The organism is Mycobacterium sp. pV006, from assembly GCF_041287115.1.
Taxonomy (GTDB): Bacteria; Actinomycetota; Actinomycetes; order Mycobacteriales; family Mycobacteriaceae; genus Mycobacterium.
On sequence record NZ_JBGGKT010000002.1, the window covers coordinates 323,675 to 346,097 of the forward strand.

The following is a 22,423-nucleotide window of genomic DNA, read 5'->3' on the forward strand; positions in this document are numbered from 1 at the left end:
CCCCTCCCGCCGTCAGCGTCGCGAATCACGCCAGAAGTCCTCCCATTCGGACTTGCTGGCGTAGTCACTGACGAGGTCGGCGCTGGGGAACGGCGCCATCTGATCCAGATAGTTCTTCACACCGGACGGGTCATCCGGGGCGGGCACTCGGGAGTTCGCGGAGGGTTTGCCGTCGGCGAGCTGAATACCGAAGCCCTCCTCGGTGAGCATGTAGTGGATGTACAGCTTGGCGGCGTTGGGGCTGTCTGACTTGGCTGCGTAGGCAATCGCCGACGGGAATGACTGCAGCGCCCAGGGTTTCATGCCGTCGCACAGGGACAGGTGGTAGCCCTTCTGGGCATTGTTGCGGAACTTCGCCATGGAGACGGGGCCGAAGCTGGGATCCGGCCGACCGGGCGCGCCGACGGCTTCGGAGACTTCTTCGTCGTTGGCGGTGAGCTGGGGATTGTTCTGCGCGAAACGTCTGACCCATTCGTGCGCGGCATCGGGTTGGTCGGTGATCAGGTCCGTCCCGTAGTGCTCTCGGTAGGCGTTGCGCAGTGCGGCATCGTCGTTGAGCGCCATCGAGTTGAACCAGTAGGGGTACTTCGCGTTACTCAGCGGATCGGCCATGGCCACGCGGCCGGCGAACTGTTCGTCGGTGAGCTGCCAGATGTTGGACACCGGACAGGTCGGGTGGGCCTGGTTGTTGTAGGCCCAGCCCATCGGGCCGTAGTGAACGATCAGCGGGTACTGGTCCTCGGGTTTGATCGATTCCTTCATGTCCCCGGGGACCCAATTGACCAGAACTCCCGGGCCCAGGAGCTCGACGGCGTAGGCGGGGAGGTCTTCATTGATGACGACATCGCCGATGACGTTGCCGGACCGGTGTTCTTCCAGAACTTTGTCGATGGCCCCGAGCTCGACCTTCACCCCCGTGGCCTCGAGTCCGTACTTCGCGGCGAAATTCCGGGCGGTGTCGACGACCTTGGTGGTCTGGTCGTAGATGGTGATTCCGGGCTCGGTGCGCGCCGCGGCGATCAAGGCATCGAGGTCGAAACCCGCCGGATCCTCATCCGGCTGGGTTGTTGTCGGCCGCAACGGGGGCGACGCGTCGTCGGCACTGCTGATCGCCGCCGGGGCGCAGACGGAGAGCATGAGTGCGAGGGCTGCGCCGGCCCGTGTGAGGCGTCGGGTGCTCAGGCGCTGTCGTGCCAGTCTCTTCATGCGAAATCCTCTGCTGGGCAACTGGCTACCGGACATGGCGTCGAAAATCTTCGGGACAGTACAGAGCCGAGGTTGGCGTGTCAGGCGAACCACGAACCGGGATCGATGATGGACGCAACGCACCTGAAGGTAGGGTTCACTCGCCGAGCGTTGTCGGCGACAAGATTCTCAACCCGGTCGGCGGTGCGTCATGGGTTCACGTTTCGAGGAACTGGATTGGTCTGAGACACCGAGGGGTGTCATCAGCCTGCGCAGGCGCGTCGAGCCGAGCCTGAACGTCGACGTGTACGAGGTCAAATTCGGCGACGAGTTCCTGATGTCGAGTCTGTTCACGGTGGCCGAAGTGGAACTCGCGCGGCTCGGCTTGGCCGCCGCATCCGGGTCCGAACTCGACGTGGTCGTCGGAGGTTTGGGCCTGGGCTATACCGCACAGTCGGCGCTCAGCGATCCTCGTGTGCGCTCCCTCGTGGTGGTCGAGGCGCTGGGCGAGGTCATCGGCTGGCATGAGCGGGCGCTGCTGCCCGACACCGCCGAACTGGTGTCGGACGCACGGCTACGCCTGCAACACGGCGACTTCTTCGCCATGGCCGACAGCAGTGCTGGATTCGACCCCGAAGCACCGGGGCGCCGCTTCCATGCCGTCCTCCTCGACATCGACCACACGCCGCGACACGTGCTGCATCCCAGCCACCGTGCGTTCTACACGCCTGCGGGGCTGAGAAAGCTCGTCGCGCACCTGCATCGCGGCGGCGTCTTCGCGCTGTGGTCCGATGATCCGCCCGACCCCGACTTCGAAAGCGTGCTTGCCGACGTCTTCGATCGGTCTGAGGCGTCGGTGATCCGGTTTCCCAACCCGCTGACCGGCGGCCACTCGACCAACACGGTCTACGTCGCCGTTCGGTCCTGAACGTCCGGGCACCCGCGGCGTGCTGAACACTGGCCTGTATTGCGCGCCGTCGCGATGAGTTCGGGCCGCCGGTGCAGTCTGATCGGCATGGGCAGACTCATCTACGGATTCACCGTGTCGGTCGACGGCTACATCGCCGACGCGCGGGGCAGCATCGACTGGTCGGATCCGAGCGACGAACTCCACCAGTACTGGAACGACTTCGAGCGGCAGACCGCCCTGTCCTTCTATGGGAGGCGGCTCTACGACCTGATGTCTGCGTACTGGCCGACGGCCGACCAGGACCCGGATGCCACGCCGCTGACCGTCGACTTCGCACAGGTTTGGCGCGACATGCCCAAGGTGGTGTTCTCGCGCACCCTGGAGTCGGTCGGCTGGAACTCGCGGCTGGAGCGCGGCGACCCGGTCGAGGTGGTGAGGAAGCTGAAAGCCGAGACCGACGGGATGCTGGAGGTCGCCGGCGCCACCCTGGCCGCACCGATCGTGCGGGCCGGCCTGGTCGACGAGTTCCGGCTCGTGGTCGCGCCCACCGCCGTGGGCGGCGGTACCCCGTTCTTCCCCGCGTTGCCGTCGTGGCTGTCGCTGCGGTTGCTGGAGAACCGCTCCTTCCCGGGCGGGGTCGTCCTGCTGCGCTACGAGACCATCCGCGATGGAACCCCCGCGGTCCGGTGATCTCCGAATACTCTCGAGGAGACGTCCGATCAGACGGGAGCAGTCATGACCCGGTCGAGGCGCGTGCACGTGCGTCGCATCTACGACGACCCCGCCCCGGACGACGGTGCCCGGGTGCTGGTCGATCGGCTGTGGCCGCGGGGTGTCAGCAAGGCCCGGGCGCAACTCGACGACTGGTGCAAGGACGTCGCGCCGTCGACGGAGCTGCGCAAGTGGTACGGCCACGACCCGGCGCGCTTCGGCGAGTTCACCCGCCGGTACATCGACGAGTTGGCCGAGCCCGGGCCGGCCGCCGCGCTGGCCTACCTGAAGGGTCTGGCGGAGAAAGGACCGTTGACCCTGCTCACGGCCACAAAAGAACCGGATATCAGTGAGGCTGCGGTGCTGCGGAAGGTCCTGACCTGACATCTGAGCGCCGCGCCGGCGCGTCGGACGGACGAGTGGACATCGTCGGGAGCACTTCGTAACCTGTCCCGGGACGTGAAGGCTGGACCGGGTGCGGTCCTTGCAACGAAGGATCGTGGCAATCCAGATGACCGGGGTGCGCCGAACACTCCGACGAGTGGTGTGCGTGTGCGCAACGGCTGCAGTGGTGTTGACAGCGCCGACGGCTGCCGTGACGGCCGACCCTGCCGCAGACGCCCTGGCGCGGCTCAACGAGTTGTCTGCCCAAGCCCTGCAGACGCGTGAGGCGGTGACCGCGGCGCAGCGCGAAGCCGACGCCAAGCTGGCCGCTCAGCGGGCCGCCGACGACCGCCACCGAGCCGATCGGGAAGCTCTCGCCGCCGTCACCGCCGAACTGGCGCGGTATCAGGAAGCCGTCGACCGGCTGGCGGCCATGAACTACACCAGCGGCCGGGAAGGCCAGATGGCCGCCGTCCTGACCGCCACCTCGCCGCAACAGCTCATCGATCGCCTGTCGTTGAGCCGTGTCGTCGGGTCGACGGCAGCCGACCAGATGAAGGCGTTCCACGCCACCCGTGATCGTGCGACCGCGGCAGCTGCGGCATCGGAATCCTCTGCGGCCGACGCCCGCGCCGCGGCCGAGCAGGCCGCCGCGGTCCGCGCCGACCTGGAGGCCAAGTGGAGCGAGCTGCTCGGCAAGATCGCCGCCGCGGAGGCGCAGTACGCCGCATTGACCCCGCAACAGCAGGCCGCAGTCGACAATGCGGTACCGCCGGCAGCCCCACCACCGGCGACGCCGGCACCGGAGGCACCCGCGCCGCAAGATCCTGCGATCGTCGCGATGCCGGAGCCCGGACCGTCGCTGGCCGCCGCCCATGTGCCGCTGCCGGAGGCGTTACCCGTCGGGGTGGCCTCGGAGGCCGGGCTGCAAGCCAACACCATCGTCGCGGCGCGGGCGATCAGTGCACGCTTCCCGCAGATCGCCCAGATCGACGGGGTGCGCCCGGACTCCAAGCCGTGGCATCCGCGCGGTCTGGCGATCGACATCATGATCCCGAACTACAACAGCCCCGAGGGCATCGCGCTGGGCAACGAGATCCTGGCGTTCGCGATGGCCAACGCCGCGCGGTTCCGATTGCAGGACGTGATCTGGCGCGGCACGTATTACACGCCGGCCGGTCCCCGAGGGTCCGGTTACGGGCACTTCGACCACGTGCACATCACGACGTTCCCGGGCTGACCGTCCGACGCTTCAGTTCCGGTCGGCCCGTGCCGACAGCCACCGGTGGACGAGCGTGCCCTCGTCGGCCTCGACCGAACGCAACTCGGTCAGCGTCGGGTGACCGGCACCGAGCAGTGCGATGTCGGTGTCGTGTTCCGGTTCCTCGGACAGCTCGACCTCGCGCAGCCGCACACCACCGTCACGCACCTCCTCGACCCGCGTCTGCACGGCGCCGCCACGGGCCAACCGCGCATGACGGATCGGGCCGACCTCGGGCGCCGGGCGGTCGGGGACATTGAGGGACAGCACGGTGCCGGGGGGCGCGTCGAACAACAACTCCAGGACCGGCGCGACCAGACCGGCGGCCGTCGTCCAGTGCCGCTCCCCGGTCGGATGCAGCGCAACATCCAACGAGACCGCCAGCGCACGGGTTTCGCTGATCTTCGCGGTGAGCGCCGCACCTACGGTTCCGGAATGCAGGATGGCCCGACCGACATTGGCGCCGTGGTTGATTCCCGACAAAACCAGGTCCGGACGCGGGTCGAACCAGCCGTTGAGTGCGGCCGCGACGATGTGCCCCGGTTGGGCCTGCACCGCCCACGCCGGCACATCGAGGCCGGGCAATTCCCGAGGCTCCACGACCGTGCGGCCGTCGCGGCGGACGGCGGTCAGGGCGGCGCTCGCACCGCTGGCCTGCTCGGCCGGGGCGGCCACGATGACATCCAGCCCGACCTCTTGTGCCGCGGCCACCAGGGCGTGCAACCCCGCCGAGTCGATGCCGTCGTCGTTGGTCACCAGGGCAAGGGGCACGTGCTGACCTCCTACTTCTTCTTCCATTCGCACAGCTCGACCCGTTCGGCGAGCGTCTCGACGGCGCGGGCGCCGCCGGTGCCCAACCCGTGCCGGACGACGTTCAGGGCGCCACAGGCCGCACCGACCCGCAGCGCTTCGCGCAGCGGGCGACCGCAGGCCAAGGCGGCCACCATGCCCGCGGTCATCGAGTCCCCGGCGCCCGCCGAATCGGCCGGTTCCAGTGACGGCATACAGATTTCGACGATGTCCCCGCCGCGAGTGCCGTTGCCGTCGGGATCCCGGTCGTCGAGCAGGGCCAGGGCCGGCGCGGAACCGGCGCGCGACACCACGATCGTGCCCGCCCCCTCGTCGCGCATGGTGCGCATCGCCGCGACCAGATCCTCCGCGTCCTCGGACTTCGCCCGGCCGTCGTCGAGAAGCTCTTCATGGCTGACCTTGATCAAGTCGGGCTTGCCTTGGAGCACCGCCTCGAGCCGGTCGCCGCTGAGATCGGCGGCGACCTTGCAGCCGTTGGCGCCCAGGTCGGTCGACAACCGCCGGTACAGATCTGCCGGTACGACGTCGTCCTCCTGCGGTCCGGACAGCAGCACCCGACCGTGGATCAGTCCCTCGGTCAGAGTGAGCTCGTAGAGCGAGTCGAGTTCGTGTCGGTCCAAGGGGCTGCCGGCGGCCTCGGCGATGACCTCGCGGTCACCTGAGCGGCGGTCGTGCACGTAGGAGCCGTTGCGGGCGCTGACCGGCACACTGCGCACGGTGACGTCGCGCATCGGCAGCAGATGGCCCAGGACGTCACCTGTCTCGCCGCCCAGTGCCGAGCACAGGACCACCTGCACGCCGAGCGACGACATCATGCGGGACTGCCAGACCCCTTGTCCTCCGGCGTGGACGTGGATGTCGGCTGCGCCCGAACGGTCTTCGACGGTGACCGTGAGAACGGGGAGCGGGGCGAAGATCACCACGGAGCACGGTTCGCCGGACGTCTCGTCGCGCGGTTTCTTGTCAGCCATGGGGTCGGGGGGTACCCACCGCGACGAGAACCCACCCCGGTTCACCTCCGACGTCAACCGGCTCCGGCTGCGATCACCTCGTCGACCTCCGCGGCCCGGGCCGCCATCTCGGCGTGCGCCTGGTCCAACGCTTCGGCCTGGTCTTCGTCGGCCTTCATCAACGAGTCGATGTCGAAGGCGGCCATATCGAGAACACCCATGTCCCGGAACGCCTTCTGCACTTTGTCACCCCACAACCCGATGTCCTTGACGATCGGCACGATACGACTGAACAGGTGCGAACGGAACTGGATCATCACCGGCGACGTGTCGACCCACTCGGCGCATTCCTTCACGTCGAGGCCGAGGGTCTCGAAGACTTCTTCGCCCCGGAATCGGTCGCGCATCAGGTAGCAGGCTTCCACGACGAACTCCTCGCGCTCGTCGCGCTCAGCCTCGGTGAGCGCAGAGTAGTAGTCCTTCAATGAGATTCGACCGAACGCGACGTGCCGGGCCTCGTCCTGCATGACGTAGGCCAGCAACTCCTTGGCCAGCGAGTCCGGCTGCGCCAGGTCCCGTTGCACGCCGAATGCGGCGAGCGCCAGTCCTTCGATGAGCACCTGCATACCGAGATAGGGCATGTCCCATCGGGAATCGCGAAGCGTGTCCTCCAGTAGCGCGGTCAGGTTCTTGTTGATCGGATAGACCAGCCCGACCTTCTCGTGCAGGAACCGAGAAAACGCTTCGACGTGGCGGGCCTCGTCCATGGTCTGGGTGGCGGCGTAGAACTTGGCGTCCACGTCCGGGACGACCTCGACGATCTTGGCAGCGCAGATCATTGCCCCCTGCTCGCCGTGCAGGAACTGCGAGAACTGCCAGGCCTGGGAATGCTGCCGCATCTCGGCACGACGCGCTTCGTCCGCCGCTTCCCACACCGGGCTTCCGAAGAGCGGATGGAACTGGTCGGGCAGGCCGATCGGGTTCATCGGATCGACGTCCTTGGCCCAGTCGATCCGCGACTGGGCGTCCCACTGCTTGTCCTTACCCTTCTGGTACAGGGACAGGAGTCGGGCCCGGCCGTCGTCGTACTCCCAGTTGAAGCGCGCATCGCCGACGCTCGGGATCTCCCACGGGGAAATGGCCGGCGGGTCGGTGTACCTGCCGCGGGTGGTCATGTCGTACCGCCCCTCTGTCGGGCCGAACCGATGGCCCTATGACGCAGATCACAATGCTCCCAGCTGGTGGCGGTGCCGTCAAGAAGCGGAGCGCGGCCTGGTCAGGGGTGGAAATTCCACTGCCCGCAATCGCGGGCCAGCACGTCGTTGACATCGACGCGGACGCCGCCGACCACCGGTCCGGGATTGGAGGCGGTGTCGATGATGCGCTGGTACAACACCGCCGCGGGGTAGATCTGTCCGTTCGACCATGATCGGGTCTGCCAGGCCCAGACGTGCCCGGGGGTGCGCGACTTGCCGATCACGCCGTCGGCCGCGGCCCATTGGCACGGTCGGATTCCCGCGTAGATGCCGGTGCGCTGCACACCGATCACCGAGTTGATCCCGCGGAACCACGGCAGCGCGAGGGTGTTCCACGTGTGGCGGTCGATGTCGTCGTCGACGCTGAAGAAGATCGGCGCGCTACGACCGCCGCCCGCAGCGGTGTGCAGGTGCCAACCGGTCTTCGCATCGGCGACACCGCCGGCGTACCCGCGGGTGAAGTCCGACGGTGCCGTCCCGCCGGGCTTGCCGTATTGATAGTTGCTGACGATCACCAGACCGGCCGCGGTGAGCGACTGCGCGTAGGGCAGCGTGATCGGCTTCGCGCCGAAATTCGAACCCGGGCGCGACGTCGAGACGTAGTTGATCACGCCGGCGTGTCCGGCAGCCTTGATGTCCTGCGCCGGGATCTGTTTCATGGCGAAGTCGATCAGGGTGGGAGGAGCGGCCGCCGCTCTAGGTGCCTGCGCCGCAGATGCCGCGCCGAGGCCGGCCAGTGCCGGCACCGCGGCGGCATAACGCAGCGCATCACGCCGGGAGACCTGCACCGCGCGATGTTAACAAAGTGACCAGTGAGAACTGGGTGAGGATCGCCGGGTGTCGCCGGGTCGACGCAGTACTCAGTCGTCGCGCCGCCAGCCCGGGTGCGGTCCTCGCTTCCCGAGGACCGGTTGGCGGCATCCGTCGCGGTTGAAATCCGGACACCAGGGGCTGTGACCGGACGCGTCACACCAGGCGAGCTGCAGCGCACGCACCTCGGGACCGTACAACTCGACTGCGAGGCACAGGTGCGCGTCCGGCTGCGCGACGGCGACGAACTCGGCCTCGCAGTCCGGCAGCGTGATCGTGTCACCGGGGACCGGCACCCGATCCCCGAGCATGTAGTGGCCCACCGCATTGAGCAGCTGCGCGGCCCGGTTGGGGGTAACCGAGGTGACCAGCAGTTCGGGTAGCCCGGCCGCGTGCAGGCCGACGGTGTAGGCGAATGGATTCGGTTCGTCTTCGACGTACTGCACCGCCCACCCGTTCTTGCGAATGGTCCGCCGCAACACGTCGTGATAGTCGGCGCGGGTGGCCCCGGGATGGTCGCATAACCAGCACATGGCTCTGGTCCTTTCGTCGTGTCTTTCGACTTTGGGACCGAGCTTGCTCCGAGGCACTGACACCTGGGTCGGGCTGTCAGTACAGACCCAGTGCGCCGGCGGTTTCGGTGGCGATCTGACCGCTGAGACCGGCGATCGGCGGGCCGCCGGGCTGATGAATGACATTCGCCAACACCAGAATGTAGGTGTTCGACCCGGGATCCAGCCACAGCGTGACCCCGGTGAAACCGGTATGTCCGAAGCTGCCGACGGGAAAGACCTTGCCGCGCGGCCCGGAATGCGCGGTGTCGATGTCCCAGCCCAGTCCGCGCAGGCCGCCACCGGCAGTACCCGGTTGCTGCGGGCTGGTCATCTGCTCCAGGGTCGCGCGCTGCAGTGGAAAGGCGCTGGGGCGACCGCCCAGACGGTCGAGCAGTGCCTGAGCGAACAGTCCGACGTCGTGGACCGTCGAGAACACCCCCGCGCTTCCGCTGACACCGCCCATGCGCCGCGCTGTCGGATCGTGCACCGTGCCCCGCAACAACCGCCCGTGATTCGGGTTGATGCCGGGGCTGTCCCCGTCGTGCGCGGTCGGGGCGATACGTGCCAGCAACTCCGAATCCACCGTCGTCCCGGCAGGGAGGTAACGGGTGTCGTTCATGTGCAGCGGCTCGAAAATATGTTGGCGCACATAGGTATTCAGCGGGACATCGGTGAGCTTCTCGACGAGCGCGCCCAGGATGATGAAGTTGATGTCGGAGTAGTGGAAAGTTTCGCCGGGGTTGGTCACCACCCACGCCGCGAGCGCACGCCGGGTGCCCTCGTCCTTGTCGGGCGCGTCCAGCCCCCATGGCCCGTCGAGGCTCAGGTCGCCGGCGATGCCCGAGGTGTGGGTGAGCAGCATGCGCAGCGTGACCTGTGCACCGCGCGCCGGATCGTTGGCCGGCCGGAATGCGGGCAGGTAGGTCTGGACGGGATCGTCGAGGGCGAGCCTGCCCTGCTCGACGAGCTGCATGACGGCGGTCGCCGTCGTCAGCGGTTTGGTCAGCGACGCGAGGTCGAAGATCGTGTCCTCGGTCATCGCCTCGGCCGGGGCGGGCCGGCCGTCGAGCCCCGGTTCGCCGTCGAGCTTTCGCACGCCGAACGCCTCGCGGAACACGACGTTACTCCCGTGCCCGATCTGGACCACCGCACCGGGCAGGCGGTGCGCGGCGATCGCGTCGCGCACCAACTGGGACACGCGCGAGAGGTCGCCGGCCGGAATCACCGGCGGCGGTGGGGGAGTCACGGTGGACGTCTGCGTCTGCGGGGACGGCTCCGGCGGCGACGGGGGCGACACAGGCTCCGTCCCGCAGGCCGCCACAGCGCTGAGACTGAGCACGACGGCCCATCGGGCCAGCCGCGTCCGCGACCCGGTCATCGCTCCGACGCTAGCCGCGCCCGTGGTCTCGCGTCTACGACGCGGGTGTCACGTCGACACCCGACCCCTTGATCGACGCCTTGGCGCGGTTCTCGGCGCGCACCGCTCTCTTGCCCCGCACGTAGCCGGTCGACGAGATCGACGCCGCCACCAGCGCGCTCTCCCCCTTGACGAACGGATGGAAACCGACGCCGGCACCACCGCGGCCCTTGACCGGGATATCCGCGACTTCGGTGACCTTCCAGCTCTTTTCGGCGACCGACAGGATGGCTTCGCCGTTGCCGCAGGACACCGGCAGCGCGGCGATGACCTCGTCGCCCTCGCCCGCGAGCTTCACCCCGGCCACACCGTTGCCGGCCACACCCTGCGGGTTCACCGACGCCGGGTCGATCCGCAGGATCTTGCCGCGGCGGGTCACCAGCGCCAGGTGGTAACCGTCGGGCAGTACACCCGAGCACACCAGTCGGGTGATGTCCGGTGCGACCGGGATCTCGCGGATCTTGTAGGGCAGACCGCCGCCGGCGGTGAACTTCACCCGGCCGTCGGTCCACGCGGCCCAGCCCAGGCCCGAGGTCAGCAGCTCGCCGTGCCGGTCGGAGAACACCCCGCGGTCGTCGAGTCGCCAGTTCGTGTTGACCTTGCGCTCCCGGGCGCCGTCGTCGGCGCCGCCCGCGGTGACCGGGGTCGCGTCGAAGTCCAGCACGGTGCGCCTGTCGTACTCCGGGCCCTTGAACAACTTCGCGGTCTCGACCAGCTCTTTGTCGATCACCCGTTGCCGCGCTTCGGGATTGGACACCAACTCGGTGAGTTCGGCGAACTCGGCATCGAGCCGCTCGGCCTCCTTCTGCAGTTCGATCACGTCGAGCTTGGTCAGGCGGCGCAGCTGCAGGGCGAGCACGTAGTCGGCCTGCACAGCGTCGAGTCCGAAGCGGTCCTGCAGTCCTTGGCGGGCCTCGTCGACCGTGTCGGAGCCACGGATCACTGCGACCGCAGCATCGATGTCGAGGTGGATCGTCATCAGGCCCGAGACCAGGTGACGGCGTGCGGTGACCTTCTCGAGCCGGTACTCGCTGCGGTGCAGCACCACCGAATCACGCAGCTGCAGAAATGCTTTGATCAGATCTCGAACCGACCACCACCGGGGTACCCGGTTCTCGTCGAGGGCGACCAGGCTGGCGGCGAATGTCGACTCCAGAGGCGTCAGCGCCAACAGCTGGTCGCGGATCTGTGCGGCGTCATGACCGCGTTTGGCGGTGACGACGATGCGCAAGCCGTTGCGGCGGTCGGTCAGATCGGACATGTCGGCCACGCCGGAGAGCTCACCGGACTCGACGAGTGCCCGAATCCGTTCCTGCACCGTGTTGCTCGCGACTCCGGGGGGCAGCTCGGTGATGATGACGTTCTTGCCCTCCACCGACAGCGTGCCCCGCACGGTGAAATGTCCTCGGCCGGTGGTGATGTACTCGCGCAGACCGGCCGTTCCCACCACGCTGGCACCGGATCCCCAGTCCGGTCCGGGGATCAGCTTGACCAGTCGGTCATCGGTCATGTTCGGCGTCTTCAACAGCGCACGGCAGGCGGCCATGATCTCGCGCGGATTGTGGGCCGGGACCTTGGTGGCCCAGCCCTCGGCGATACCCACGGCACCGTTGCACAACAGCACCGGCCACTGCGCTGGCAGCACCGTGGGTTCGATCCACTCGCCGTCGAACGTCGACACCATCGGCACGGCGTGGCTGTCGAGCTCGGCGGTCAACGCCGCACCGGGTGCCGACAGGCGCATCTCGGTGTAGCGGTCCGCGGCGGGGATGTCGCCCTGGATGCGGGGGAAGGCGCCCTGTCCATCGATGACCTTGACCCGCTGGAAGTCCGCGGCCATCAGCGCTGCGGCGCCGTACATGGAGGTGCCGCCGTGCGGATGCAGGTTGCCGGTGACCGCCGAGCAGATCTTCGACGACTTCTGGGGCTTATTGCCGGGCAACAGTTTCGACTCGTGCATCTGGTAGAGCAGGCGGCGCTGCCCCGGCTTGAGGCCGTCGTAAGCCGACGGGATCGCGCGGTCGCTGACGCTGTAGAGCGCGAACGTCAGCTGGTAGCGGTTCCAGTAGTCGTCAGCACTCTGGTCGAGCACCAGATCCGGATTCTGCTCCGGGACGTCGAGGGTGGCGGTCACGGCGTGCTCCTAGTCGAGGTCGAGGGAAGCGGTATCGACACGGGCGGCCACCTCGGCCATCCATGACCGACGGCCCTCGGGTGGTCCGCCGAACAACGTGTGGTGCAACTTTTTCTCGCCGTCGTCGGGACGGACACGGATCACCGTGCGCCGCTGGGGATCCAGCACGGTGTTCCAGAAGTCGTCGGCATCCATCTCACCGAGACCCTTGTTGCGCTGCACCTCGACCCGGCCCTTCGAGGCGGCCTTCATCTTCGCCACGGCCGCGTCACGCTCGGACTCGTCCTGGCAGTAGATGCGCTCGCTGGCGGTCTTGACCACGAACAGCGGCGGCAGCGTCACATAGACCATCCCGGCTTCGACGAGCGGACGGTAGAAATCGAGGAACATCGAGATCAGGCTGGAGTTGATGTTGCCGCCGTCGGGATCGGCGTCGGAGGCGAACAAAATGCGGTCGTACCGGCACAACTCCGGATCGCAGTTCTCCCGCACGCCGCACCCGAGGATGCGTTCGATGGAGTCGAACTCGTCTTTGGCGCGCGCCTTGGTCAGAGCGAAGCCATAGACGTTGGGCGGCTTGCCTTTCAGCGGGAACGCGGCCTGGAAGGTGGCGTCTCGGGCGGCCTTGATGGTGCCGAGCGCGGAGTCCCCCTCGCACAGGAACAGTTCGGCGCCCGAGCCGCGGCCGGTCTCGCGGCTGGGCAACAACTTGGGCGGTAGCGACAGGTTGGTGCCCAGCCCCTTGGCCTTCGACGCCGCACGGGAGCGGGCCTTGGCACCTTCGGCGCTGCGGCGCGCCCGGGCCGACTCGAGCGCCAGCTTCGTCCACAGCGACACCGCGTCACCGTTGGCGGGGTTGGCCGCCCAGATGGTGACGCTGCGCGCCACGTCGGGGGCCATGGCGACATTCAACGACCGGGACGACACCGCTGTCTTGGCCTGGGAGTCCCAGGCCACGTCGGGGGCGCGGGTGTCGACGGCGAGCGCGGTGACGGCCGCGAAGTCCTGGGGCTCGGGACCCTCCTCGCCCTTGGCCAGGCCGAGATCACGCATGCGCGACGCGCGGTCGGCCAGCGCTTCGGACAGGCCCTTCATCGCAGCGGTCAGATGTGATCCACCGCCGGGGGTGCGCACCGTGTTGCAGAACGCGGCCACTGTGGCGGGCTCGGCCGGACCCGCGGTCAGCGACCATCGGAACGGGGTCGACCCGCGGCCGGTGGTGTACTCGCCGCGGCCGTCGACCACCGCGCGCACGTCGGGCGTCGGAGTGCCCGCCGCGGTGCACATCAGATCGAGCAACGTATCGGTGCCCCACGGCCCGTCGAACGGTTCCACCAGGGCAGGCGGCACCTCGTCGCCGGGCCAGCCCTCGTCGATGACGACCAGCCGCACGCCCGGCGACATCCGCGCCGCGGCGTGCGCACGGAGCAGGACCTCACCGATGTCGATGCTGTTGTCGGGAACCACGGTGGGGTCGAACAGGATGCGCACCGTGGTGCCGTGCAGGTCGGGCTTGCGGTTCCCGACCCCGCGCAACTTCTGCGTGTCGTTGCGGGTGAACGGTGCCTCGGGATCGAACTGCTTGCCCTCGAATACCCCGGGATAGCCGCGCCCGAAGCTCTGCAGATAGGTCTTGCCCGCTCGGTGCACCGTGACGTCGGTGCGCGCGGAGATGAACACCGCGGCGGCGGCGCCGATGCCGTTGAGGCCGGCGCCGGTGCTGGTCGCGTCGGAGTGGGCGTCGAACTTTCCGCCGGCCCGTGCCGTGCCGAGGGTCTTGACGATGCCGTTCTTGCCGGTGGCCGGATCGGTGTCGACGGGCAGGCCGCGGCCGTCGTCGGCGACGCTGACCGACCCGTCGGCATGCAGGGTGATGGTGACCGTCGAGCCGCCGTGACCGGGATCGGCGACCTCCTCGATGGCGTTGTCGATGAGTTCGCGCAGCGCGGTGTTCAGTACGTCGAGTCCCAGGTTCACCGCCGGCCGCAGGCGGGTGTGCTGGACATCATCGAGTTCGGTGATGTCGGCGGCGGTGTAACTCACTGCTGGTCCTTTGTGTCGATGCCGAGAAGGGGCCGCAGGAATCGTAGACGCCGGGACCGACAACTCCGCGCAAGCTGCGGGCGCGGCTCATCACGATGCCGACACATCGTGATGACGACCACGTACACCCGATGAAACCGCAGGTGACGACCACGACCCAGCAATGAATTGTGCACAATTTAACTGTGTGCAATAGTCGTGCGCGTGCCCGGTCCCCGTCTCGACGACCAGCTCTGTTTCGCGCTCTATTCCGCGTCGCGGGCCGTGACCGCCGCCTACCGTCCGCTGCTCGACGAACTCGGGTTGACCTATCCGCAGTACCTCGTGTTGCTGGTGCTGTGGGAGGAGGAGCCGTGCACGGTCGGACGCCTCGGCGACCGGCTCCACCTGGACTCGGGCACGCTGTCGCCGCTGCTGAAGCGGCTGGAATCCGCCGGTCTGGTCCGTCGCCGCCGCACCGCCCCCGACGAACGGCGGGTCACCATCACGCTGACGCCCGCCGGCCGTGCGCTGGAAGAGCGGGCGGCATGCATCCCGGAACGGCTCCTGGGTACCGACGACGCCGCGGCCGATGACCTCGCGGCGCTGCGGGACGCCTTGAACCTGATCACCGCCGAACTGCACGCCCGCCAGAAGGCCTGAAACCCGCGACGAAAGGACCCCGGTGTCCCAACTTCCTCCCCCGCCGCCGACCACCCGCGCCAGGACGGTGGCCCGATACGTGTTGGCGGCGGCCATGGTCTACGCCGGGCTCAGCCACTTGTTCTGGGCCCGTGAGGAATTCCAGGCGCAGGTGCCGCAGTGGGTGCCCATGGACGCCGACGGCGTGGTGATGGCCTCAGGTGGTGTCGAGATCACCCTCGGCGTCGGTCTGGCCCTGTTGCGCCGCGACCGGGTGCTCGTCGGCCGGCTGTTGGCGATCTTCTTCGTGCTGATCTTCCCCGGAAACATCGCGCAGTTCGTCGACCAGGTGGACGGCTTCGGACTCAACAGCGACACCAGCCGCTTCGTCCGCCTGCTCTTCCAGCCGGTGCTGATCGCGTGGGCGTTGTGGGCGACGGGAATTCCGCGCACGAAGCGGTGATCCCGCAGGCTGCGGAATGCGCCGTCCGTGCCGAACGGCCATTCACATCGAGTAGCGGGTGAGCGAACGTCGTAATCAGTGCCCTGTATTCGCTGAGATTGGACTCGGTTCATGACTGTCACTGGTGAGCGTCCGGAAATCCTGCTCGAGGACGTGGAGTTCAACCGCCGCGACCATCCCGAACGGCCGCTGCGGCCGATCCCGCCCGGTCGCGACCACTTCGCGCCGCAATGGCGCCACATGCGTGAGGTGATGTTCGGCGAGTGGATCGACATCGACAAGGAGGCCGAGCCGAACACCATCACCCGCCTGCGCGACGACTATTTCTGGCAGGCCGACGAGCACATGATCGGCGTCGTCGACGCCTTCGAGCGGCTCGGCCACGAAAAGGGCCGCGCGCTGTTCGAGCAGGCGTTGACCCAGGGCATCGACACGCTGGAGGATCCGCCGCAGGAGTTCGTCGAACTCTTCGAGCACCTCGATGGCCTGGCCGATCAGTTCGACCTCGTCGCCGCCGAGCGGGGCCGGATGCTGGCGATGTCGGCCACCAAGGCGGCCGGCACCATCCAGGGCTGGGCGTTCTACGAGACGGCGATGACCGGGGACATCTCCGCGTCCACGGGCGCCACCGGCCGCTTCGCCGACGACGGCCCCCGCCGCTTCCTCGAGACGGGGCGGGTGTTCTCGCAGTTCACCCTGCCCGACATCTTCGACCGGCACTCCGAAGCCTTCCAGGACGTGGTGCGCGTGCGTTTGATGCATGCCATCGTCAGCCGCGGCCTGCGACGCAAGTGGGGCGACAAGGTCTACCTCAAGTTCGGCGAGCCCATCCCGGTGACGTCGCTACTCGGCTTCGGCAGCGGGATGCTGCTCGGCCGGCTCGTCGACCATGCGTTCGGGCGCAAGCTGACCCGCCGGCAACTCGACGACCTCGCCGAGTACTCGTCGTACAACGGGCGGCTGTGGGGCGCGCCGGAGCGCCTCCATTCCGCCGACGGCGTGGAGTTGATCAAGTCGCTGAACTACGTCCTGGCCCGGGGCGGCAACCCGTCGCCGTGGCGCGCCGAACTCGTCGACGCCATCGCCGGTCCCGACCACATTCAAACCCTGACCGAGACGCAGCCCGACTGGGTGAAGAAGTTGGTGGCCCGCTACGCCAACCAGATCACCGCGACCATCGCGCTGGCCCCGGCCGGCGTCGTGTTCGGGTATCGGCAGATCGAGGCCATGATCGAGGGGACGTTGTTCGAGCCGCTGGGCTACAACTTCGAGCGGCGTGTGCGTGCCTTCGAGAATTTCACCAAGCTCAATGTCGGGATCGCGAGGGTGACCGACATGCTCCCGTGGTCCAATCCCATCCGCGAACGACGAAGGAAAACCGGCGCCGCCGCGCGTGAGCGGATCGGCATGCTCAACAAGATCGCCCGCGGTCGTCAGATCCCGCTCACCTACACCCACCACGACCGCTCGGCGAAGGGTGAGGGCTTCACCGGCTGAGGAGGTGGTCGGTCGGTGAGAAACCGCATCGCTGCGGGTATGCACAACCGACCCCTATCGAAGGAGCTTCGTGAGTACGCCCGATCACGCAGAGAACACCGGTGACAACCTCCGCCACGCGGCGGAAGTGCAGAAGCAAGCACAGCAGGCCGGGTCAGATGTCCGCGAATCATCCGGTGGCGACGCCCCTGTCGGGACGCCGCCCGACTTCAACACCTGAGGCCTAACGTTCACGGAGTGGACGGTCAGGAGCCGGATCCGTACATCCGCGTCTACGCGTCCCGGGTGCACAACCTGCGCACGGTCGACGTCGCCGCGCCCCGCGACTCGTTCGTCGTGTTCACCGGCGTGTCTGGATCCGGCAAGTCGTCGCTGGCGTTCGGAACCATCTACGCCGAGGCGCAGCGCCGCTACTTCGAATCGGTGGCACCGTATGCCCGCCGGCTGCTGCTACCCCAGGACGCACCCAAGGTCGACGACATCACCGGACTGCCGCCGGCGGTCGCGCTGCAGCAGCGCCGCGGCACCGCGACCTCGCGGTCGACGGTCGGCACCGTCACCACGCTGTCGAACCTGTTGCGCATGTTGTTCTCCCGCGCGGGAACATATCCGCCCGGCGCCACCGAGCGGCTGGACTCCGACGCGTTCTCCCCGAACACCACGATCGGTGCGTGTCCGCAATGCCACGGACTGGGACGAATTCACGAGGTCACCGAACAGACCCTGGTACCCGACCCGTCGCTGACCATCCGCGAAGGCGCGGTGGCGGCGTGGCCGGGGGCCTGGCAGGGACAGAACCTGCGCGACATCCTCATCACGCTCGGTTATGACATCGACAAACCGTGGCGCAAACTCCCCAAGCGGCAACGGGATTGGATCCTGTTCACCGACGACCAACCCACCGTCGAGATCGACCCGAGCCGGCACCCGGTCACCGCCGATTACTACTACAACGGCACGTTCTCCAGCGCCGAGCGGCACGTGCGCCACACACTGGCCAACTCGCAGAGCGCGGCCATGCGACGCCGGGTGTTGCAGTACGTCCATAGCACCGACTGCCCGGTGTGTGAGGGATCCGGCCTGCGGCCCGAAGCTCTGGCGGTGACATTCGCCGGACGCACCATCGCCGAACTGGTGGCGCTGCCGCTGACCGCACTCGCCGACGTCCTCACCCCGGCCGCCACCAGGACCGAGTTCGCTGCCGCCTTCGAATCCACCGAGTCCGGCGAATTCACCGAAGTGGCAACGATGATCGCCGCAGATCTGGTGGCCCGGATCGGTGTCCTGGTCGACCTCGGGCTGGGCTATCTGAGCCTGAACCGCCGCACCCCGACGGTGTCGCCGGGGGAGTTGCAGCGTCTGCGACTGGCCACCCAGCTGCGGGCCGGGCTCTTCGGGGTGCTCTACGTGCTCGACGAACCGTCCGCCGGCCTGCACCCGGCCGATGCCGAACCGCTGCTCGATGTGCTGAACCGTCTTCGCCGGGCCGGCAATTCGCTGTTCGTGGTCGAGCACGACATGGACGTGGTGCGTCGTGCGGACTGGGTCGTCGACGTGGGACCGGGTGCGGGGGAACTGGGCGGGGAGGTGCTCTACAGCGGACCCGTCGCCGGTCTCGCGGAGGTCGAGACATCGGTGACCCGACGCCATCTGTTCGACACCGGTCCACGCGCTGCGCGGGGCGGCCGCACCCCGGTGGGCTTGATGCGGTTGCGTGGCATCACTTTTCACAATCTGCGCGACGTCGACGTCGACATTCCGTTGGGCGCGTTCGTCGCTGTCACGGGGGTGTCGGGGTCCGGGAAGTCGACGTTGGTGTGCAAGGTGCTCGGGGACGTGATGGCCCGGGAGCTGGGCAAGACCGTCGATCTCGTCGACGACGCCGGTGACAGCGACGCCGAGCTTCTCGACATCGACATCGACTCCAGCGCGGGCGTGACCGTCGAGGGCGCCGAACTGATCGATCGTCTCGTCACCGTGGACCAGCGACCGATCGGACGCACCCCGCGGTCGAACCTGGCCACCTACACCGGGCTCTTCGACGCGGTCCGAAAGGCTTTCGCCGACACCGAGGAAGCCCGTCGACGCGGCTGGAGCGCGGGCCGTTTCTCGTTCAACGTGGCCGAGGGGCGCTGCGCCACCTGTCAGGGTGAGGGCTTCGTGGCCGTCGAGCTGCTGTTCCTGCCGGGTACCTACGCGACGTGTCCGGCGTGCCACGGGGCCCGCTACTCCGAGGAGACTCTCGAGGTCACCTACCGGGGTCGCACCATCGCCGACGTGCTCGCCCAGACCGTCGACGAGGCCGCCGAGTTCCTCGGTGAACTACCCGGGGCCGCCCGGAGTCTGAACACTCTGCGGCAGGTCGGACTCGGATATCTGCGGCTCGGTCAACCGGCCACCGAACTGTCCGGCGGTGAGGCGCAACGCATCAAGCTGGCCACCGAACTGCAGCGCGTCAAGCGTGGGCACACCCTGTACGTGCTCGACGAGCCGACGACGGGACTGCACCCGGCTGACGTGGAGCTGCTCGAACGTCAGCTGCATCGCCTGGTCGATGCCGGTAACACCGTGGTGGTGGCCGAGCACGACATGGCCGTCGTGGCCGGGGCAGACCATGTCATCGATCTCGGTCCGGGCGGCGGTGACGCCGGCGGCACGGTGGTGGTGGCCGGCCCGCCCGAGGTGGTGGCCGCCGACGAAACCAGCCGGACGGCACCGTATCTGGCGGCGCAGCTGGGTCCGGTCAGATCCGGCCCTCGGGGAACATCGTCTTGACCACCTGGGTGACCGTCGCGCGGGCGGTGGCTTCGTCGGTGGGTTGCAGCGCGGCGATCGCCATCACGTAGCGGCGGTCGGCGCCGACCGTGCCGGTGGATACATGCAACTGGTTTCCACCGTTCCAGCAGCAGAACCAGCCTTGCTTGACCGCGACGGTGTCGGCGGGAAGCCCGTCGGGGATGCCGAAGCGCTGCGGGTAACCGTCGAGCCCCGTCGGGGTGAACCGCGCCAGGTTGTCGAGGATGATTTCGGCCTTCTCCGGCGGCAATCCGCCCGAGCCGTTCAGCAGCATGTCGTAGTACCGGACCAGATCACGCGCGGTGCTCTGCGTGACGTCCCACTTCCCGTCGCGGTACGGCGGGATGGTGCCGGACAAGCCGTAGCGGTCCACGATGCGGGAGATGACGTCGGTCTGCCCGCTGCGATCCCAGAACTGTTGTGCCGCACTGTCATCCGACGATCGCAGCATCGTATCCAGCGACGCGCGGTCGGCCGGCGACAGGTCGGGTTCGCGCATCAGCAGATCGTCGGCGATGAACAGCTTGACCACCGACGCGATGGGGAACGGTGCGTCGCCGCCGTTGGCCACCACCTGGCCGGTGGTGCGGTCCAGCACCACCACCTCCGCGGTGGCGCCGGCCTCGGAGGCTTCCGCGGCGGCCTGGCGCAGCCGGGCGTCGAGTCCTTCGAACGGGGCGCGTTGGGGGAGGGCCGGGGGCGCCTCGGGTGTGCCGACCGGAGCGGCCGGATGCGGGGCCGCCGGCGGGGCGCCGTGCACCTCGGCCGCGCAGCCGCCCAGCGGCAGCGTCACACAAGCGACTGCCGCAACAGCCAGCACAGATTTCGGTAGCCGCCGGCGCATGAATCTCCTCCGAATAGGTCCGATGACGCGCGAACGGGGTCCACGCTGCGCCCACTGGTTACCCAGCCTAGCGAGCCGGAATCAGACAGCCGAACGCTGTGCGGAGGCCGGCTCGCCCAGCAGGTCGCGGTACACGCCGATGCGGTCCTCGTGTGCGTCGGGCAGGAACGGGAAGGTGAACCAGTCGTGGATCAGACCCTTGCGCAACCGGAAGGTCACACCCGGTACCTGCTCTGCGAGCACACGGTCGCGCAACCGCAGGGTGTCCACGGTGAGCAGGTCCAGTGAGGAGCTGTACACATAGGTCGGCGGCAGCCCGGCCAGCGAGCCGAACAAGGGGCTGGCCAGCGGATCGGCGGGACCGTCGGATCCGCCCCACCGGGTGCCCGCCCGGAGCAGGTTCCTCCGGTCGAGCAGCGGATCCCGGATCCGGTCGCTGCGCGGGTCGCTCATCGAGACGTCCAGCCAGGGTGCCAACAGAACCAGCCGCGACGGGACGCGCGAGTTGCGGCGGACCAACTCCTGCATCGCCGCCAGGGCCAGGCCTCCGCCGGCGGAATCGCCGAACACGCTGACGTTGCCGGCGCCGCGCGCTTCGATGACCGTGGTGATGAAGTCGGCGGTACGCGGGACCTCGGTGGCGGCGGTGCCACCCGCCGGGACGAGGGTCTGTAGCGGCACGATGACGGTCGCCCCGGTGTCGCGGGCCATGTCGGCGTAGGTCCACCAGTGGAAGATGCTCGCCGTGGCCACGTACGCGCCCCCGTGCAGGGCGACGACGGCCTTGTCGGTGGCGTTCTTGCGCGGCGTCAGGGTCCACACCTTCATGCCCTCGAACTCGGAGCGCTTCACGTCGAGCCCCGGCGTCAAGAAGAACGGCGGAACACCGTCGGTGAAGAACGGCACCTTCAGGCTGGTGAAGGCCAGCAGGCCGCCGAACGGGCGCAGGATCGCCTGCACGACGTAGAGCCCCGCGGTCACGATGTTGTGGATGAAGGAGGGTTTGCCGGTGTAGAGATCCGCCACGTCCTGCGGCGGCTCCGCGGCATCGGCGCCTGCGTCGAGGTCGACTGCGTCACGGGTCGCGACGGTGGGCGACGGCACCTCCGTGGTGACGGTGTCGCCGGACTGGCGACGGGCCGAACCCAGCAGCGTCCACACACCTGGCGCTGCGCTGGGCGGTGTGGTGGGGTCGGTGTCGACGACCGCCGGGTCGGCGAGGGTGTCGTCGATGCGCTTCACCGCGGTGGTTCCGACGGGTTGGGACGTCGGGGTCGTCTCCTCGTCCGCGGGCGTCGGGACGTCTGATACCGCGCCGTCGTCGGAGGGGTCGATCTCATCGGCCGGGTCGGCCAGGTCGTCGTTTAGGTCGATCTCATCGGCGTCCGCGACGGAATCGTCGTTCTTGGTCTGGACCACGTTGCGACGGTTGTCCTCGGCATCGTTATCGCGGGCCCGCGAGTCGGCGTCGGTGCGCCGGCTCGGCGCATCGACCGAACGTTGTTGCGACGCTGTCGATGCGGACGTCTGTGTGCCTCGTCCGGTGTCGCTTTCGTCGGCCCAGGCCGGTGCGGCTGCGGCGCAGGCGATCACGGCCCCCGCCCCGACCGCGACGGCCAGACCGCCGACGCGCGCCGTCACCAAGGATTTCCGGTCGGCCATCGTGGTCAGCCTCCATCGTCGAGGATCCAGACGACCGGTCAGGTGCCCCGGTAGAACGAAGGCCCGGTCGGGCTCACGCTAGCGCTGAGCGCATGCCCAATCAACGATTCGGAGC

The 22,423-nt window shown here is 68.2% G+C and carries 20 protein-coding genes; 9 read left to right on the forward strand and 11 right to left on the reverse strand.

Going from position 1 to position 22,423, the window contains the following annotated elements; genetic code table 11:
* Positions 1-12: 12 nt before the first annotated feature.
* Entirely contained in the window at positions 13-1,206 is a 1,194-nt protein-coding gene (locus ACAG25_RS04805) for an ABC transporter substrate-binding protein (protein WP_370487149.1), read from the reverse strand.
* A 190-nt stretch (positions 1,207-1,396) separates the two neighbouring features.
* On the opposite strand from ACAG25_RS04805, the gene ACAG25_RS04810 reads away from it, so the two are divergent.
* The 4 genes from ACAG25_RS04810 to ACAG25_RS04825 all read left to right on the forward strand — a co-directional run bounded on the left by ACAG25_RS04810 (position 1,397) and on the right by ACAG25_RS04825 (position 4,430).
* Positions 1,397-2,113: a spermidine synthase gene (locus ACAG25_RS04810; protein ID WP_370487150.1), complete on the forward strand. Its 717-nt coding sequence runs from the start codon at positions 1,397-1,399 to the stop codon at positions 2,111-2,113.
* Between the two features lie 87 nt (positions 2,114-2,200).
* The gene (locus ACAG25_RS04815) at positions 2,201-2,785 is read left to right on the forward strand and encodes a dihydrofolate reductase family protein (RefSeq protein ID WP_370487151.1); all 585 of its coding nucleotides are present in this window, start codon (positions 2,201-2,203) and stop codon (positions 2,783-2,785) included.
* 45 nt (positions 2,786-2,830) lie between these two features.
* On the forward strand, positions 2,831-3,190 hold the full coding sequence (locus ACAG25_RS04820) for a DUF488 domain-containing protein (RefSeq protein ID WP_370487152.1): 360 nt from the start codon (positions 2,831-2,833) through the stop codon (positions 3,188-3,190).
* A 127-nt stretch (positions 3,191-3,317) separates the two neighbouring features.
* Positions 3,318-4,430 carry a coiled-coil domain-containing protein gene (locus ACAG25_RS04825; protein WP_370487404.1) on the forward strand — a complete coding sequence of 371 codons (1,113 nt, stop codon included), beginning with the start codon at positions 3,318-3,320 and terminating at the stop codon, positions 4,428-4,430.
* Positions 4,431-4,442: 12 nt separating this feature from the next.
* On the opposite strand, the gene surE is transcribed toward ACAG25_RS04825, so the two are convergent.
* The 8 genes from surE to ACAG25_RS04865 form a co-directional block, all read right to left on the reverse strand.
* Positions 4,443-5,222 carry a 5'/3'-nucleotidase SurE gene (gene surE, locus ACAG25_RS04830; protein WP_370487153.1) on the reverse strand — a complete coding sequence of 260 codons (780 nt, stop codon included), beginning with the start codon at positions 5,220-5,222 and terminating at the stop codon, positions 4,443-4,445.
* An 11-nt stretch (positions 5,223-5,233) separates the two neighbouring features.
* On the reverse strand, positions 5,234-6,232 hold the full coding sequence (locus ACAG25_RS04835; protein ID WP_370487154.1) for a 1-phosphofructokinase family hexose kinase: 999 nt from the start codon (positions 6,230-6,232) through the stop codon (positions 5,234-5,236).
* A gap of 53 nt (positions 6,233-6,285) precedes the next feature.
* Positions 6,286-7,386, reverse strand: coding sequence for a ferritin-like domain-containing protein (locus ACAG25_RS04840; protein WP_370487155.1), 1,101 nt, complete (start codon positions 7,384-7,386; stop codon positions 6,286-6,288).
* A gap of 101 nt (positions 7,387-7,487) precedes the next feature.
* On the reverse strand, positions 7,488-8,255 hold the full coding sequence (locus ACAG25_RS04845; RefSeq protein ID WP_370487156.1) for a DUF1906 domain-containing protein: 768 nt from the start codon (positions 8,253-8,255) through the stop codon (positions 7,488-7,490).
* Positions 8,256-8,327: 72 nt separating this feature from the next.
* Positions 8,328-8,810, reverse strand: coding sequence for a DUF4262 domain-containing protein (locus ACAG25_RS04850; protein ID WP_370487157.1), 483 nt, complete (start codon positions 8,808-8,810; stop codon positions 8,328-8,330).
* 76 nt (positions 8,811-8,886) lie between these two features.
* Positions 8,887-10,209, reverse strand: a complete 1,323-nt coding sequence (locus tag ACAG25_RS04855; RefSeq protein ID WP_370487158.1) for a serine hydrolase domain-containing protein — start codon at positions 10,207-10,209, stop codon at positions 8,887-8,889.
* 34 nt (positions 10,210-10,243) lie between these two features.
* Positions 10,244-12,382, reverse strand: coding sequence for a DNA gyrase subunit A (locus ACAG25_RS04860; RefSeq protein ID WP_370487160.1), 2,139 nt, complete (start codon positions 12,380-12,382; stop codon positions 10,244-10,246).
* Between the two features lie 9 nt (positions 12,383-12,391).
* The gene (locus tag ACAG25_RS04865; RefSeq protein WP_370487161.1) at positions 12,392-14,425 is read right to left on the reverse strand and encodes a toprim domain-containing protein; all 2,034 of its coding nucleotides are present in this window, start codon (positions 14,423-14,425) and stop codon (positions 12,392-12,394) included.
* A gap of 204 nt (positions 14,426-14,629) precedes the next feature.
* On the opposite strand from ACAG25_RS04865, the gene ACAG25_RS04870 reads away from it, so the two are divergent.
* The 5 genes from ACAG25_RS04870 (at position 14,630) to ACAG25_RS04890 (ending at position 19,781) form a co-directional block, all read left to right on the forward strand.
* On the forward strand, positions 14,630-15,067 hold the full coding sequence (locus ACAG25_RS04870) for a MarR family winged helix-turn-helix transcriptional regulator (RefSeq protein WP_370487162.1): 438 nt from the start codon (positions 14,630-14,632) through the stop codon (positions 15,065-15,067).
* A gap of 94 nt (positions 15,068-15,161) precedes the next feature.
* Complete coding sequence (locus tag ACAG25_RS04875; protein WP_370487405.1) at positions 15,162-15,509, forward strand: hypothetical protein; 348 nt, start codon at positions 15,162-15,164, stop codon at positions 15,507-15,509.
* Between the two features lie 111 nt (positions 15,510-15,620).
* Entirely contained in the window at positions 15,621-17,006 is a 1,386-nt protein-coding gene (locus tag ACAG25_RS04880; protein ID WP_370487163.1) for an oxygenase MpaB family protein, read from the forward strand.
* A 70-nt stretch (positions 17,007-17,076) separates the two neighbouring features.
* Positions 17,077-17,226 (forward strand): hypothetical protein, encoded by a 150-nt coding sequence (locus ACAG25_RS04885; RefSeq protein WP_370487165.1) that lies wholly within the window; start codon positions 17,077-17,079, stop codon positions 17,224-17,226.
* Positions 17,227-17,243: 17 nt separating this feature from the next.
* Positions 17,244-19,781 carry an ABC transporter gene (locus ACAG25_RS04890; protein WP_370487166.1) on the forward strand — a complete coding sequence of 846 codons (2,538 nt, stop codon included), beginning with the start codon at positions 17,244-17,246 and terminating at the stop codon, positions 19,779-19,781.
* Here the strand turns inward: ACAG25_RS04890 and ACAG25_RS04895 are convergent.
* Positions 19,750-20,646, reverse strand: a complete 897-nt coding sequence (locus ACAG25_RS04895) for a serine hydrolase (RefSeq protein WP_370487167.1) — start codon at positions 20,644-20,646, stop codon at positions 19,750-19,752. The genes ACAG25_RS04890 and ACAG25_RS04895 overlap by 32 nt on opposite strands.
* Before the next feature lie 81 nt (positions 20,647-20,727).
* Positions 20,728-22,308 carry an alpha/beta hydrolase fold domain-containing protein gene (locus tag ACAG25_RS04900; protein WP_370487168.1) on the reverse strand — a complete coding sequence of 527 codons (1,581 nt, stop codon included), beginning with the start codon at positions 22,306-22,308 and terminating at the stop codon, positions 20,728-20,730.
* Positions 22,309-22,423: the final 115 nt, after the last annotated feature.